This window comes from Methylobacterium oryzihabitans (assembly GCF_004004555.2).
GTDB lineage: Bacteria > Pseudomonadota > Alphaproteobacteria > Rhizobiales > Beijerinckiaceae > Methylobacterium > Methylobacterium oryzihabitans.
The window spans coordinates 62,788-77,726 of sequence record NZ_SACP01000024.1 but is presented as its reverse complement, the minus strand read 5'-3'; the positions used below and the strand labels follow the sequence as shown (position 1 = coordinate 77,726).

At 72.4% G+C, this 14,939-nt stretch carries 15 protein-coding genes; 8 read left to right on the top strand and 7 right to left on the bottom strand.

Annotation, left to right across the window (positions count from 1 at the left end; translation table 11 throughout):
* Position 1 precedes the first annotated feature (1 nt).
* Positions 2-1,060 carry a polysaccharide deacetylase family protein gene (locus tag EOE48_RS21035; RefSeq protein WP_127732824.1) on the bottom strand — a complete coding sequence of 353 codons (1,059 nt, stop codon included), beginning with the start codon at positions 1,058-1,060 and terminating at the stop codon, positions 2-4.
* Between the two features lie 159 nt (positions 1,061-1,219).
* Here EOE48_RS21035 and EOE48_RS21030 point away from each other — a divergent pair, with 159 nt between their 5' ends.
* Positions 1,220-2,437, top strand: coding sequence for a GNAT family N-acetyltransferase (locus EOE48_RS21030; RefSeq protein WP_127732822.1), 1,218 nt, complete (start codon positions 1,220-1,222; stop codon positions 2,435-2,437).
* Positions 2,438-2,591: 154 nt separating this feature from the next.
* Here the strand turns inward: EOE48_RS21030 and EOE48_RS21025 are convergent, their stop codons facing one another.
* Together EOE48_RS21025 and EOE48_RS21020 are read right to left on the bottom strand one after the other, a co-directional pair.
* A complete protein-coding gene (locus tag EOE48_RS21025; protein WP_127732820.1) occupies positions 2,592-4,109 on the bottom strand; it encodes a DEAD/DEAH box helicase in 1,518 nt (505 codons plus the stop codon).
* A gap of 284 nt (positions 4,110-4,393) precedes the next feature.
* A complete protein-coding gene (locus EOE48_RS21020; RefSeq protein ID WP_187371497.1) occupies positions 4,394-5,167 on the bottom strand; it encodes a hypothetical protein in 774 nt (257 codons plus the stop codon).
* A gap of 132 nt (positions 5,168-5,299) precedes the next feature.
* Here EOE48_RS21020 and EOE48_RS21015 point away from each other — a divergent pair, with 132 nt between their 5' ends.
* Positions 5,300-5,632: a hypothetical protein gene (locus EOE48_RS21015; RefSeq protein WP_127732818.1), complete on the top strand. Its 333-nt coding sequence runs from the start codon at positions 5,300-5,302 to the stop codon at positions 5,630-5,632.
* Between the two features lie 112 nt (positions 5,633-5,744).
* Positions 5,745-6,824 carry an NAD(P)H-dependent flavin oxidoreductase gene (locus EOE48_RS21010; RefSeq protein WP_127732816.1) on the top strand — a complete coding sequence of 360 codons (1,080 nt, stop codon included), beginning with the start codon at positions 5,745-5,747 and terminating at the stop codon, positions 6,822-6,824.
* 4 nt (positions 6,825-6,828) lie between these two features.
* Here EOE48_RS21010 and EOE48_RS21005 read toward each other — a convergent pair whose 3' ends face one another.
* Both EOE48_RS21005 and EOE48_RS21000 read right to left on the bottom strand, forming a co-directional pair.
* Entirely contained in the window at positions 6,829-8,262 is a 1,434-nt protein-coding gene (locus EOE48_RS21005; protein WP_127732814.1) for an MFS transporter, read from the bottom strand.
* Between the two features lie 55 nt (positions 8,263-8,317).
* On the bottom strand, positions 8,318-8,722 hold the full coding sequence (locus EOE48_RS21000) for a PaaI family thioesterase (protein ID WP_127732812.1): 405 nt from the start codon (positions 8,720-8,722) through the stop codon (positions 8,318-8,320).
* 189 nt (positions 8,723-8,911) lie between these two features.
* Here EOE48_RS21000 and EOE48_RS20995 point away from each other — a divergent pair, with 189 nt between their 5' ends.
* The 3 genes from EOE48_RS20995 to EOE48_RS20985 are packed head-to-tail and all read left to right on the top strand — an operon-like array spanning position 8,912 to position 10,903.
* Positions 8,912-9,451 (top strand): hypothetical protein, encoded by a 540-nt coding sequence (locus EOE48_RS20995; protein WP_127732810.1) that lies wholly within the window; start codon positions 8,912-8,914, stop codon positions 9,449-9,451.
* A 3-nt stretch (positions 9,452-9,454) separates the two neighbouring features.
* Complete coding sequence (locus tag EOE48_RS20990) at positions 9,455-10,207, top strand: hypothetical protein (RefSeq protein WP_127732808.1); 753 nt, start codon at positions 9,455-9,457, stop codon at positions 10,205-10,207.
* A 6-nt stretch (positions 10,208-10,213) separates the two neighbouring features.
* Entirely contained in the window at positions 10,214-10,903 is a 690-nt protein-coding gene (locus EOE48_RS20985; protein WP_127732806.1) for a histidine phosphatase family protein, read from the top strand.
* A 36-nt stretch (positions 10,904-10,939) separates the two neighbouring features.
* Here the strand turns inward: EOE48_RS20985 and EOE48_RS20980 are convergent, their stop codons facing one another.
* Positions 10,940-12,148: a serine hydrolase domain-containing protein gene (locus EOE48_RS20980; protein WP_127732804.1), complete on the bottom strand. Its 1,209-nt coding sequence runs from the start codon at positions 12,146-12,148 to the stop codon at positions 10,940-10,942.
* Positions 12,149-12,314: 166 nt separating this feature from the next.
* Between EOE48_RS20980 and EOE48_RS20975 the strand changes: the two genes are divergently transcribed.
* On the top strand, positions 12,315-13,283 hold the full coding sequence (locus tag EOE48_RS20975; RefSeq protein WP_127732802.1) for an NAD(P)H-dependent flavin oxidoreductase: 969 nt from the start codon (positions 12,315-12,317) through the stop codon (positions 13,281-13,283).
* Positions 13,284-13,289: 6 nt separating this feature from the next.
* On the opposite strand, the gene EOE48_RS20970 is transcribed toward EOE48_RS20975, so the two are convergent.
* Positions 13,290-14,204, bottom strand: a complete 915-nt coding sequence (locus EOE48_RS20970; protein WP_127732800.1) for a LysR family transcriptional regulator — start codon at positions 14,202-14,204, stop codon at positions 13,290-13,292.
* 68 nt (positions 14,205-14,272) lie between these two features.
* Here EOE48_RS20970 and EOE48_RS20965 point away from each other — a divergent pair, with 68 nt between their 5' ends.
* A complete protein-coding gene (locus tag EOE48_RS20965) occupies positions 14,273-14,884 on the top strand; it encodes a LysE family translocator (protein ID WP_127732798.1) in 612 nt (203 codons plus the stop codon).
* The last annotated feature ends 55 nt before the right edge of the window (positions 14,885-14,939 follow it).

Below are 14,939 nucleotides of genomic sequence, written 5' to 3'. Positions count from 1 at the left end.
CTCACGCCACGTCGAGCCGCCGCCCGCGGTTCCAGGCCAGGAACGGCACGCCCGAGAGCAGCGCCCGCAGGGCCGCCTCGGTCTGGAAGCAGCCGTTGACGGAGACCCGCGGCAGGGCGTGCAGGTGGGCGGCGTGGCCGGCGAACAGGTGCCCGGGTCGGGTGGTGACCCCGGTGGAAAAGCCCGCCTCGCGGGCGAGGCGGAACTCCCGCGGTCCCGCCGAGCCGGCATCGCCCACCGGATAGGAGACGTGGTCGGGCGCCCGCCCGAGACGGTCGGCGATGATCCGGCGGGCGGTCTCGATCTCCCGGCGCGCCGTCACCGCGTCGTGCTTGGCCAGCATCGGGTGCGACAGGGTGTGGGCGCCGATCGTCACCGCCTCGTCGCGGGCGAGGGCGCGGATCTCGTCCCAGCTCAGGCACAGGCCGCGGGTGACGGCGGCGGAATCGAGCCCGGCCTCCCGCACGAGACGCGCGACCTCCGCCCGCAGCACGTCCTCGGGGCCGGCCCGCAGGCGGGCATAGACCTGCGCGAAGGCGGCGTTCCTGCCGGCCTCGTTTGCCGCCGGCAGGTCGAGCCCGGCCTCCGGCAGCACGATCCGGTCGAGGCGTGCGATCGCCCGCTCCAGCTCCACCCACCACAGCCGGCCGGTCCCCTCGGCGAAGTCGGTGGTGACGTAGAGCGTCCAGGGCACGCCGTGCCGGCGCAGCACCGGCAGCGCGTGCTCGACGTTGTCGCGGTAGCCGTCGTCGAAGGTCAGCACCGCGAACGGCCGGCCGGCCCGGCCGGCGCCGAGACGGGCCGGGACCGCATCGAGGCCGATCACCTCGAAGCCGCGCCCGGCGAGGCAATGCAGCGTCCGGTCGAGGAAGTCCGGGGTGATCGAGAGCAGCCGGTTGGGCGCGTAGGCGCCGGGGGGCGGCGCCTCGGGCGTCACCCGGTGGAAGGTCAGGATCACCCCGCGGCCGCGGGCGACCGGGGCGAGCCAGCGGTCGGCCCCGGTCGCCGCGATCGCCGCGAAGCCGGTCTGGAAGAGGCGATGGCGGTCGATCGGGATCATGCGGCGATCCTGGCCCGCGATCCGACGAGATTTCGTTACCGCCGCGATGCCGAGACCCCGACGAGGCCGGCCCCGATGGCTCGGATCTTCGCCATCGCCATCCGGAACTCTTTACGACCGCCCCGCTAGGATGTGCCCGAGCGAGGGGAAGGGATCGGGATGGATCTGGCGATGGAGCGGACCGGCTTCGGGGCGAGCGCCGGGTCCGTCACCCTGGTGCCGGAGGTCCATGACGGCCTCCCGGCGGCGGAGGCGGTGTGGCGCGAGGCCGAATCCCGGCCCGAGGTGCTGATGACGCCCTACCAGCGCTTCGACTGGATCCGCGCCTACGCGGCGGCCTTCGGCCCGGGCGAGCGGCTGCAGCCGCGGGTCGCGGTGCTGCGCGATCCGGGCGGGCGCCTGCGGCTGCTGCTGCCGCTCGGCGTGTGCCGGGAGGGCGGCCTGCGCGTGGCGCGGCCGATCGGCCGGCGGCAGGCGAACTTCCACATGCCGCTCTTCGCCAGCCGCGAGGCCGCTGCCCTGTCCGCCCCGGACCTCGCCGCCGCCCTGCGCCGCCTCGGGCGGGTTCTGGGGGTCGACGCCTTCGCGTTCCCCCACCAGCCGCGGGCCTGGAACGGCTGCCCCAACCCGCTCGCGGCCTTCGGCGAGCCGGCGGCGAGCGACGCCTTCGGCCTCGCCCTCGATCCCGACCCGGAGGACGCGGTGCGGCGCGCCTTCAGCGGCGACGCCCGCAAGAAGCAGCGTCAGAAGCTCGCCCGCCTCGTGGCGGCGCACGGCCCGGTCGAGCACCGCAGGGCGGCCGGCGAGGCCGGCCTCGCCGCGGCGCTCGACGCGTTCCTGGCCCAGAAGGCGGCCCGGTTCGCGCAGCTCGGCCTCCCGGACTCCTTTCGCGATCCTGCCGCGCGGGACTTCCTCTCCGCCCTGTGCCGGCCGGGGCCGGACGGCGGCCTGCCTGCCGCCGAACTGCATGCCCTGGTCGCCGCCGGCAGCGGACGGGTCTTCGCCACCTTCATGGGCGCGGTCGATGCCGGCCGGTTCAGCGGCATGCTGACCTCGTTCGACCCCGACCCGGAGGTCGCCCGCTCCAGCCCGGGCGACCTGCTGCTCGCGGCGCTGATCCGCGATCAGGCGGCGCGCGGCCGTACGGCCCTCGACCTCGGCGTCGGCGAGGCGCGCTACAAGGCGAGCGTGTGCGACGAGACCATCGCGCTGGTCGACGCGGTGGTGCCGGTCACCCTCCCGGGCCGGGCCTACGCCTGGGCGGCGAGGCGCTCGGTCCGGCTCAAGCGCCGGGTCAAGCAGGATGCCCGCCTGACCGCGGCGCTGAACCGGCTGCGCCGCGGGGCGCAGGACCGCTTCGCCCGTCGGAAGTCCTGATCGGGTCGAGCGCGGCGAGCGGTCCCGGCGGCCGACGATCCGCCACGACGAGAAGCCCCCGACGCCGGAGCGCCGGGGGCTTCGATCGGGTCTGCATCCACTTCACCGCCGAAACCGCGACCGTTCCGGCGAGCGATGCCGAGGAAAGGTCGGCTCAGCGCGGCGCGCGGTCGAGCCAGCCGATCGTGCGGCCGTCCTGCTGGCGTCCGCCGGCGGGGCGGCCGTTGCGGGTCTGGCCGGGGCCGCCCTCGCGCGGGGCCTGCCCCTGACGGTTCGGCTGCTGCGGCCGTCCCGCCTGCTGCGGCCGGCCCTCGTGCTGGGCGCGTCCCTCCTGGGCGGGACGGGCCTCGCGGGGGCCGCGCGGCTCCTGCGGCCGCCCGGCGCCGTGGCGCTCGCCGCGCGGGGCGCCGCCGTTGCGCGGGGCCTGGCCCGGCCGGCCGCCCTGGGGACGGCCGCCGCGGCCCTGCTGCGGCCGGCGCTGGTCGCGCTGCGCCTCGGCGATCGCCTCGGCCGCCTCCTGGCGCGACGGCGGCACGAAGCCCTCCGGCAGCGGCGCCACCGGCACCTTCTGGCGGGTCAGGCGCTCGATGTCGCGCAGGTAGGCGCGCTCCTCGTCGTTGCAGAACGAGATCGCCAGCCCGGCGGCGCCGGCGCGCGCGGTGCGGCCGATGCGGTGGACGTAGGCCTCCGGGACGTTCGGCAGGTCGAAGTTGACGACGTGGGACACGCCCTCGACGTCGATGCCGCGGGCGGCGATGTCGGTCGCCACCAGGACCCGGCAGGTGCCGGCCCGGAAGGCGGCGAGCGCCCGCTCGCGCTGGGGCTGGGACTTGTTGCCGTGGATTGCCGCCGAGCCGATGCCGTCCTTCTCGAGGCCGCGCACCACCCGGTCGGCGCCGTGCTTGGTGCGGGTGAAGACCAGCACCCGGTCGATGGCGTCGTCGCGCAGGATGGTGGCGAGCAGCGCCTGCTTGGCGCCGGTCGAGACGTGGATGACCGACTGGTCGACCCGCTCGGCGGTGGTGGCGACCGGGGTCACCGCGACCTGGACCGGGTTCTTCAGGTACTGGTCGGCGAGGCCGGCTATGTTCTTCGGCATGGTGGCCGAGAAGAACAGGCTCTGGCGCTGCTTCGGCAGCAGGGTGACGATGCGCTTGAGGGCGTGGATGAAGCCGAGGTCGAGCATCTGGTCGGCCTCGTCGAGGACGAGGTACTCGACGCCTTCGAGCGTCAGGGAGCGACGGTCGATGAGGTCGAGGAGCCGGCCCGGGGTGGCGACCAGGACGTCGACGCCGTTGGCCAGCGCCCGCTCCTGGCGGCCGATGGTGACGCCGCCGAACACCACCGTGGTGGTGAAGGGCAGGTAGCGGCCGTAATCGCGGAAGCTCTCGGCGATCTGGCTGGCGAGCTCGCGGGTCGGCGACAGCACCAGCACGCGGCAGCCGCGGCGCGGCGCGCGGCCGGCCGGGGTCTGGCTGGCGAGGCGGTGCAGGATCGGCAGCGCGAACGAGGCGGTCTTGCCGGTGCCGGTCTGGGCGATGCCGCAGAGGTCGCGGCCCTCCATGGCCGGGCGCAGGGCCTGGGCCTGGATCGGGGTCGGCGTCACGTAGCCGGCCTGGGCGAGCGCCTGGAGGAGGGGCGCCGCGAGGCCGAAATCGGAAAACTGGGTCAAGGAAGGACTTTCGAGAACAGCAGCGGGATCGCCGCGGCGCCAGGGGCGCCGGGGTGTACGCGATCCACCGAACGGGAGGCCGCCCGCGTGATGGGGCAGACTTGTGGTTCGAGCGATTGAAGAGAGGGGCCGGGCTGCCGCGCGAGGAAAACGCCGGCACTCCGTCACGCAGCCCCCTCAAGCGGCCCTCTTCGGACCGCTGACGCTGCACTGCCGCATATGGCGGGGTGCGGCTGCGAAGTCAAGCCGTGGAACGCGGCGAAGTCCGGATGATTGCCGGAAGGTCAGCGAAACCGTACCGGCCCGCCGCCTTCCGGCGTCCCGGTCAGGGACGGAGTGTCGACGACCGCGGCGTCGAGGACGAGGTCGTCGCGGGACTCGAGCAGCCAGAGGCGATCGACCGTGAACCGCAGCAGCGGCCGGTCCCAGGTCTCGTCGATCAGCCGCGCGAGCGCCGCGGCTTCCGGCGCCGAGAGGTCGTCGGTCAGGTTGTGGAGCCCGACGAGGGCGAGGTCGGTCTCCGGGCGTCCCAGTGCCCGTTGGACCAGCCGGAACGCGCTCTCGTCCCCGCGCCGCTCGGGATAGGCGCGCAGGTACAGGCGGCCGACATTGAGCGTGCCGGAGAACAGACCGCGCAGTTCGACCCCGATCGGACCGAGGCGGGCGAGCGCCGCCCGCTCCCCGGCACCGATGGGCCGCGCCGCCTCGGCCGGGCCGAGGCCCGCCAGCGTCGCGTGCAGCCGGTCGCGCCGCCGCGCCAGCAGGGGCCAGGCGATCTTGCCGGCGAAGGGCGCCGCCCGCAGGGCCGCGTCGAGGGCGCGGAAGGCCGGCGCGGCGTCGAGTGCCTCGCCCGGGACCGGCACCACCACCGACCGCGTTGGCGCGCGGCGGCCTATGCGGTAGCCGCGTCCCTCGCGGATCACCCCGGGATGGTCGGGCGCGACCAGCGGCAGGTGGGCGCGGCGGTAGGACTCGTCGAGGAGCAGGCCCTCGCCGGGGCGGAACACGGTCCGGCTGCGCCGGTAGCCGAGTTCGTCGTCGTCGCAGAAGGAGGGCACGGCGGGCTCCGGTCCGGGCCCGGCGAGGTATGGTGTCGGAGCACGGCATCGGCAAGGCCGGACAGGACTTGCGATTCGGGCGGATGCCGCAGGCTGGATCCCTGCGCCGTACGGAGGACCGAGGAGGACGCGGTGACGAGGCCCGGAACGACGATCGCCCTCACCTGGTATCGGCCCGAGGACTACCCGCGGGTCCTGGAGATCATGGAGGATGCCGACGACCTGCCGGACACCTATCTGGAGTGGCTGGAGAAGGCGACGGCACTCCTGGTCAAGCTACATGGCGAGGGCTTCGTGGCGCTTCCGGCCGTCCTGGAGCCGGACCGGTTCCTGGCGTGGTGCCGCGAGAACGGTCAGTCGCCCGCCGCCGTCGCCCGCACGGACTACGCGGTGGTGGTGGCCAACGGCGCGGTTCCCGCGCCGGGCACCAAGGGCGTCTTCGACCGGCGGCTGCATCGGCTGTAGCGGGTGGGGTCCGGAGGACCCGCGTCCGGAGGACCCGCGTCCGGGACGCCCTTGTCAGTGCGTCCGGTTCGGCGTTGGCTGAACGCGGACCCGATTCCGCCGAGATCCGCCGATGCCCGACACCCACCCCGCCCTCGCCCGTGCCCGCGCCTTCTGCGAGCGCTACGGCCTGCGCCGCCCGATCCTGCTCGCGCCGATGGCCGGCGCCTGCCCGCCGGCCCTGTCGGTCGCAGTGATGCGGGCCGGCGGCCTCGGGGCCTGCGGGGCGCTGCTGATGGGGCCGCCGGCGATCCGCGACTGGGCGGCGGCGGTGCGGGCCGGCAGCGACGGGCCGTTCCAGATCAACCTGTGGATCCCCGACCCGGCACCTGTGCGCGACGCCGGCCGCGAGGCCGAGGTCGCGGCGTTCCTCGGCGGGTTCGGGCCGGCGGTGGCCCCCGGCGCCGGCGACGCCCGCCCGCCGGACTTCTCCGCCCAGTGCGACGCGCTGATCGAGGCGGCGCCCGCGGTGGTGTCGTCGGTGATGGGGCTCTATCCGCCGGACGTCGTCGCCCGGCTGAAGGCGAAGGGGATCGCGTGGTGGGCCAACGTCTCGACGGTCGCCGAGGCGATGGCCGCCGAGGCCGCCGGCGCCGACGCGGTGGCGGTGCAGGGCGCCGAGGCCGGCGGCCATCGCGGCTGCTTCGAGGCCGGACAGGCCGAGGCCGGCATGGTCGGGCTCGTCGCCCTGGTGCCGGCGGTGGCAGATGCGGTTCGGATCCCAGTGGTGGCCACCGGCGGCATCGCCGATGCCCGCGCGGCCGCCGCCGCCCTGCTGCTCGGGGCGAGCGCGGTGCAGGTCGGCACCGGCTTCCTGCGCTGCCCCGAGGCCGGGCTGCCGCCGGCCTGGGCCGCGGCGCTCGGCCGGGCGCGGCCGGAGGACACCCGGGTCACCCGCGCCTTCAGCGGCCGGGCCGGGCGCAGCCTCGCCACGGCCTATGTCCGGGCGGCCGCGTCGCCCGAGGCGCCCTCCCCCGCGCCCTACCCGGTCCAGCGCGGGCTGACCGCGGCGATGCGCGAGGCGGCGGTGAGGGAGAACGACGTCGAGCGGATGCAGGCCTGGGCCGGGCAGGCCGCCGGCCTCGCCCGGGCGGTGCCGGCCGGCACCGTGGTCGAGGAGATCGCGGCCGGCGTCGAGGCGCTGCTGCGCTGACCGATCAATCCGCCGCGAGCGGCCGGGCGACGTCCTCCAGCGACTTGCGCTCGGCCGCCACGCCCCAGATGCCCGCCACCACGGCGGCGACCACCATCAGCACCGAGGCGAGGAGGTAGCCGCCGAGGACCGCGGTGCGGGACTGGCCCTCGATCAGCACGCCGAACAGGGCCGGCCCGGCGGCGCCGACCGCGGTGCCGAAGGCGTAGAACAGCGCGATGGCGAACGCCCGGATCTCGAGCGGAAACACCTCGCTCACCGTGAGATAGGCCGAGGAGGCCGCCGCGGAGGCGAAGAAGAACACCACCATCCAGCACGCCGTCATGGTGGTGGCGGTGAGCAGGTCCTGCTGGAACAGCACCCCGCTTCCCGCCAGCAGCAGCCCCGACATGGCGTAGGTGAAGGCGATCATCGGCCGCCGGCCGATCGTGTCGAAGAACCGCCCGAGCAGCAGCGGCCCGAAGAAGTTGCCGGCGGCGAAGGGCAGGATGTACCAGCCGACGCCGCCGCCGGGCACGCCGAAGAAGTCGATGAGGATCAGCCCGTAGGTGAAGAAGATCGCGTTGAAGAAGAACGCCTGGGCGGACATCAGCACCAGCCCGACCGCGACCCGGCTGCGGTAGCGCGCGAGGGTCGAAAACACCTCGCGCAGCGGCGTGTGGGTGCGCTGGCGCAGGCGCGTCGTCGGGAACGGCTCGGATTCGAGGTCGTGGCCCTCGCGGCGGAACCGTTCCTCGATGCCGGCGACCACCGCCTCGGCCTCGGCGGTGCGGCCGTGGGTCATCAGCCAGCGCGGGCTCTCGGGGATCCAGGTGCGCAGGAGCAGGATGACGAGGCCGAGCCCGGCCCCGAGGAAGAACGCCGCGCGCCAGCCCCAGTCCGGCGCGAACAGGTCGGGGTCGAGCACGACCAGCGAGGTGCCGGCGCCGAGCACCGCCCCGAGCCAGAAGCTGCCGTTGATGACGAGGTCGGTCCAGCCGCGGGCGCGAGCCGGAATCAGCTCCTGGATGGTCGAGTTGATCGCCGTGTACTCGCCGCCGATCCCCGCCCCGGTGAGGAAGCGGAAGAGGCAGAAGCTCCACAGGTTCCACGAGAAGCCGGTGGCGGCGGTGGCCGCGAGGTAGACCGCCAGCGTGATGAAGAACAGCTTCTTGCGCCCGAGCCGGTCGGTGAGCCAGCCGAAGCCGATGGCGCCGAGCACCGCGCCGGCGAGGTAGCTCGCCGTGGCGAGGCCGACATCGGCGGCGGAGAATTGCAGCACCGGGCTCGCCCGCAGCGCCCCGACCAGGGCGCCGGCGAGCGTCACCTCCAGGCCGTCGAGGACCCAGGTGATGCCGAGCGCCAGCACCACGAGGGTGTGGAAGCGGCCCCAGGGCAGCCGGTCGAGCCGGGCCGAGATGTCGGTCTCGGCGACGGAGGCCGTGGCGGGAGGGGGCATCGAAACCTCGGAGTGGCGGACGGGCTCACGGGAAACCGCCACCCCCGTGGCAAGTTCAGCCGTCGCGCCCGGTCGGCTTGAACACCCCGCTCGCCGTCGCCACCAGGGCCCCGGCCTCGCTGGTGATGTCGGCGTCGCAGAACAGGATCGACCGGCCGGCCCGCGTCACCCGCCCCTCGGCGGTGAGCACGCCGTGGCCCGGCGACAGGAAGCGGGTCTGCATGTCGAGGGTCACCACCGGCCGCCCGGCGGCGAGCCGCGCCGCGGTGCCCATGGCGATGTCGAGGAGCGTGCAGATCAGGCCGCCATGGGCGATGCCGAGGTTGTTGCCGTGCTGCGGCCCGAGGGCGAGGCGCAGCCGGGTCCGCCCCTCGACCACTCCGAGCGCCTCGACGCCGCAGAGCTGCGCGAACGGGATCGTGGCCCCGAAGATCGTATCCGGCGCGTCGCCCTCATTCATCCGCGATCACTCCCCCGATGCCGTTCTATGCTCAGCCGGTCCTCGACTTGCAACCTCTCGCGTTCCATCAGGGGCGCCCGCACGGCAACGATCCGCTGTGAAGGAGGGTCGAGATCTCGGCACACGTTCTCGCCGGTCACTCCTGCCGATCGCAGAAACAGGAGTGACAAGCCGGAGAACTGCCATCTAATGTGCGGAAATGCCGAGCTTGCCGACTCAATCAGAGATTACGAAGTCGATTTTTTCCTTGCGGCTGAAAAATTTCTCGAAAATGGCGAGCCGTCTTGGTCCCGCTCTGCGTATCCAGGTGAGTTGCAAGCCACATGGGGCATCATCGATGAGGATGGCATCCGAAGTGGTTCTCTGCGGTTTCGATGCCGTATGGATCGTTCCGATCCCAGTATCACGGTACTCTGGCGTGACAAGCTCATCTGGAGGACGGACTTGGTTGATCCGTTAGCCTGCAAGCCCAACCCCCTGGCGGCCTTCGGCATGGGGCTGCCCGCGATGGTATGCGGATCTCATCATCATTCCTGGCCCGACAACAAGGCTCATGTCGGGCGACACGGTTTCGGGTCGCTGCCGATCCGACGTCCTCTTCGTCCTCAGATCCGCCGTTTCCCGCAGGCCATGCTGGCTCTGGCCAGTGAGATCAATCTGACGCTACATACCCATCAGAGGGGTTTCGATCTTCCGCCGGTGACGGATCTCTTCGATGGGATGCAGTGATCGATGGCCTGCGACGATATCATGGCTGCCTTGAGCAGTTTTCAGGCTTGCACCGAGACACCGCATGGATCTCGCCTCGCAACACATTGTCTGTATCCGTCGTTCGAGCCTGTCGACGTTTATGTCCACAAATTCGGAGATGGATTTCGCGTTCACGATTGCGGCGGGGCCAGAAGAGAGGCTTGGCTGAGCGGTATCGATGATGCGTATGTCGCACGTCTCCTAAACAAAGAAGCGGCTCGATATCAGATCGAAGTAGAAGATGGTTGCCTGCGAGCAACTGCGCAAACAGCGGATTGGCTGCTTGCAGCCGTTCTCGCTGTGGCCAATGCTGCCGCGAGCGTAGCCCGCATCGCTGCAGACAAAGCCGAGACTGTCGCTCAAGGAGAACTCAAGGCACGCATCGACGAGCTTCTTTCATCGAGCTTTCCTGGCATCGTCCGCAGAGATTACGCGTTCCGTGGGAAAAGCGGAAAAGATCATCATTTCGACTTCGCGCTGAAGCCATCGATGGATCAATCGCTTTTAATCAATGCAGTTTTCCCTCATCACGCATCAATTTATGCAAATTATGTTATGTTTGCAGATACAAAAATCGAAGGCTATGAAAATATCGGAAGAATGGTTGTGTTCGACAAGCCCTTGAGCGAACCAGACAAGATTTTGCTCGAACAGGTGACCTCCATCGTTCCTGTGCGGTCTTTGCCTGTGGGTACAGCCCGTCTGCTGGAGCGACATAAGGTCGGGAGTGCATGAAAGTCCATGAGTAGCCCGACTTCTCCGCCCTTCGTCCGCACGCGCTGGTGGTGGGTGCGCCATGCCCCCGTCCGGAGCGACGGCGGCAAGATCTACGGCGGCGCCGACATCGCCTGCGATTGCGGCGACACCCACGTCTTCGACGCCCTCGCGCCGGTGCTGCCACGCGGCGCGGTCTGGGTGTCGAGCCATCTCGGCCGCACCCGACAGACCGCCGAGGCCCTGTGGCAGGCGGGCGATTTCTCGGTGGACGGCCGGACGCCGTCCCTGACCGCGCTGCCGGCGCTGGCCGAGCAGAATCTCGGCGAGTGGCAGGGCCGGGACCGCGCCCGCTTCTTCGTCGATCGCCCGCCGCTCGCCGCGAGCTACTGGTTCGCCCCGGCCGACGAGCAGCCCCCCGGCGGCGAGAGCTTCTCGCAGTTGTCGGACCGGGTGCGCGGCGCGATCGACGAACTCACCGTCGAGCATCGCGGCCGCGACATCGTCGCGGTGGCGCATGGCGGCACGATCCGGGCGGCGATCGCGATCGCCCTCGGGCTGCCGCCGCAGGGCGGGCTCGCCTTCGCGGTCGAGAACTGCTCGCTGACCCGCCTCGACCATTACGACGGCGCCGGCGGGACCGGCTGGCGGGTCGGCATGGTCAACGGCCAGCCCTGGCTCGGCGCGAGCCCCGAGGGCGGCGGGCCGATGGTCTGAGGCTCGCGGGGCGGCCGCAACCGCCCCGCCCGCCGCTCACTCCGTCAGCGCCGCGTAGGTCAGCACCCGCAATTCGCGCCGCAGCGGCAGGGCCGAGGACGGCATGAGCTGGGTCAGCAGGATCACGAACAGGTCCTCGGCCGGGTCGATCCAGAACGCCGTCGAGGCGGCGCCGCCCCACGCCACCTCGCCCGGCGTGCCGAGGATCTGCGCCTTGGCCGGATCGAGCATCACCGAGAAGCCGAGTCCGAAGCCGATGCCGCTGTAGCTCGATTCCGAGAAGCGCGGCTGGCCCATGTCGGCGAGGTCGCCGCGCAGGTGGTTGCTGGTCATCAGCTCGACGGTCTTGCGGCCGAGGAGCCGCACGCCGTCGAGCTCGCCCCGGCCGAGGATGAAGCGGCAGAACCGGGCGTAGTCGGCCGCCGTCGAGACGAGGCCGCCGCCGCCGGAGGGCACGCCGCGCGGGCGGGCGTAGCGGCCGTCCACGGCGTCGTCGATGAGCGTCAGGCGCCCGTCGGCGCCGCGGACGTAGTTCGAGGCGAAGCGGCCGAGCCTGTCGGCGGGCACGTGGAAGTCGGTGTCGACCATGCCGAGCGGCCGGATGATGCGCTCGCGCAGGAAGTCGTCGAAGGGCTGTCCGGCGATCACCTCGACGAGCCGGCCGAGGACGTCGGTGGCGATGCTGTAGTTCCACTCCGCCCCGGGCTGGGCGAGCAGCGGCATCCTGGCGGCGCGGGCGACCACGTCGGCGAGCGAGGTCTCGGCGGTCTGGAAGTCGACGCCGCCGTCCCGGTACATCCCGTCGACGAGAGTCGAGTCCATGAAGCCGTAGGTCAGGCCCGAGGTGTGGGTGAGCAGGTCGCGAAACGTGATGTCGCGCTCCGCCGGCACGCTCTCCCACTTGCCGCGGCTGCCGCCGGTGAAGACCCGCATGTCGCGGAACTCCGGCAGATGGCGGGTGATCGGATCGTCGAGCTGAAAGAGGCCCTCCTCGTACAGCATCAGGATCGCGGTCGAGGTCAGGGGCTTCGTCATCGAGTAGATGCGCACGATGGTGTCGTCCGCCATCGGCGTCCCGCGGGCGAGGTCGGCGAGGCCGTGGGCGCGCCGGAACGCGATTCGGCCGCGCCGCGACACCAGCACCGACAGCCCGGCGAGCTGGCCGGTCTCGACGTAGCGCTGCATCCACGGGACGATCCGCTCCAGCCGCTCCGACGAGAGGCCGACGGCCTCGGGCTCCGTCATCGATCCGTGCACCGGCACCACTCCCTGTCGTTGTCCCAGGCCGATGTAGCGCGACCGCGTTTGCGTGTCTCGGCCGCGCCCGTTGACCGTGGCGGGAGCGGGTGCGATGCCGGAGGCCGAGACGCGGGCCCGCGCAGGCCCGCCCGCCACGGGAGACCCGCCGCCGATGTCCCTGCCCGACCGCCTCGCCAACGCCCTCGCCCTGCCGGTGGTCGCCTCGCCGATGTTCATCGTCTCGGGGCCGGATCTCGTCATCGCCCAGTGCCTCGGCGGCATCGTCGGCTCGTTCCCGGCCCTCAACGCCCGGCCGAAGGAGGCGCTGGACGAGTGGCTGACCCGGATCGACACCGCGCTCGCCGAGGCGCGGACGGCGGACCCGTCGCGGATCGTCGCGCCCTACGCGGTCAACCAGATCGTCCACGCCTCGAACGACCGGCTGGAGCACGACCTGGAGGTCTGCGGCAGGCACCGGGTGCCGATCGTCATCACGTCGCTGCGGGCGCCGGACGCGGTGGTGTCGGCGGTGCACGGCTGGGGCGGCCTCGTCTTCCACGACGTCACCACCGTGCGCCACGCCCACAAGGCGCTGGAAGCCGGGGTCGACGGCCTGATCCTGGTCTGCGCCGGCGCCGGGGGCCACGCCGGCACCCTGAGCCCGTTCGCCCTGGTGAGCGAGGTGCGCCGGTTCTACGACGGCCCGCTGATCCTGTCGGGGGCGATCGCCACCGGCTCGGCGATCCTCGCCGCGCAGGCGATGGGCGCCGACCTCGCCTATATGGGCACCCGCTTCATCGCCACCGAGGAGGCCAACGCCGCCCCGGCCTACAAGGAGATGCTCGTCGGCACGAGCGCGGCCGACGTGGTCTATACCCCTTACTTCACCGGCGTGCCGGGCAACTATCTCGGCCCGAGCATCAGCGCCGCCGGGCTCGACCCCAATGCCCTGCCCCACGCCGACAAGACCAAGATGGATTTCGGCTCCGGCACCACCAAGGCGTGGCGCGACATCTGGGGCGCCGGCCAGGGCGTCGGCACCATCGACGACGCACCCTCGACCGCGGCGGTGATCGACCGGCTCAAGGCCGAGTACGCCGCGGCGCGCGAGAGCCTGCGCGGGCGCTCGGCCTTCGGCTGACGTTGGTCAGCACGCCCGCAGCCAGTCGCGCAGGCACGCCTCCGCGGAGCCCGGCGCGAGCGGGCGCGGCGCCAGCAGGCGGTAATCGGAACCGTCGGCGACGAAGCCGAGCGGTGCCGCGAGGAGCCCGCTCGCGATGTCGTCGCGGACGAGGCGCTCTGGTCCGATCGCGACCCCGAGCCCGGCGGCGGCGGCCTGGAGGCTGAGGTAGAAGTGCTCGAACGCGCGCGGCGGCCCGTCCGGGATCGGGCAGCCGCTACGCCCCGCCCAATCGACCCAGGCCCCCGGCCTCGACCGGGTGTGCAGGGACGGAGCACCGGACCGGAAGGCGGAATCCCCTCCGGGCGCGAGGAACTCGTCGACCCGGGACGGGGCGCAGACCGGCCCGACCCGCTCCTCGAACAGCACCGCCTCGTGCGTGCCGGGCGTCACCGGGTGGTCGTTGCGCCGGATTGCCAGATCGAGCCCCTGATCGAACCGCGCCGTGCCGCCGCCGGAGACGAACTGGAGCGCCACGTCCGGATGCACCGCGGCAAGCTCGCCGATCCGCGGGATCAGCCAGCGCATCAGCAGCGTCGGCTCGCAGGACAGGACCAGCGGCCGGTGACGCGCCCGCGCCCGCAGCATCCGGGTCGCCGCGCCGATGGTGCCGAACGCCTCCGCCACCGCCCGATGAAGGTCCACGCCGGCCTCGGTCAGGAACACCCGGCGGCTGCGCCGTTCGAACAGCGCGACGCCGAGCTCGTCCTCGATCGCCCGCACCGCGCGGCTGACGGCGCCGTGGGTGAGGTGCAGTTCCGCCGCCGCGCGGGTGAAGCTCTCGAGCCGGGCCGCGGCCTCGAAGCAGCGGAGCGCGCCGAGCGGCGGCAGGCGCTCCGGCCCGATCGGTGATCCAGGCTCACCGTCACGGTCAGCAATCATCGTTATGAGCCGCGGCAGGGGTGACGCTAGATCACCGATACCGCCTCAACGTCCCGAAGGACAATCCCGTGACCGAATGGCTCGCCGTCCTCCTCATCACCCTCTTCGCGGTCGTCAGCCCGGGGCCCGATTTCGCGATGGTCTCTCGCAACAGCCTCGTCCTGTCGCGCCGGGCCGGCCTGCTGACGGCGTTGGGCATCGGGCTGGGGGTCGCGGTCCACGTCGCCTACACCCTGCTCGGCCTCGGCCTCGTGATCCGGCAGTCGCTGGTGCTGTTCACCGCCCTGAAGCTCGCCGGCGCCGCCTACCTGATCTGGCTCGGTCTGCGGATGCTGGCCGCCCGGCCGCACGCCCCCGCCGAGGCCGCGCCCGCCGCCACGGACCGCGCCGCGCTCCGCACCGGCTTCCTCACCAACGCCCTCAATCCGAAGACCTCGATCTTCATCGTCAGCCTGTTCATGCAGGTGGTGCAGCCCGATACCCCGCTCGCGGTCCAGGTCGCCTACGGCGCCTTCATCATGGCGGCGCACGCCCTGTGGTTCGCCATCGTGGCCCTGGTGCTGTCGCAGGCGAGGATCCGCCGGCGCATCCTCGCCGCGGGCGCCTGGATCGACCGCGCCTTCGGGCTCGTCCTTACCGGGTTCGGCACGGCGCTGGCGGTCGCCACCCTGCGCGACTAGGACGGCGCGGCACCCCGTGCAGGGCCGTCCTGCGCCGGACGCCGCCTCCGCAGGC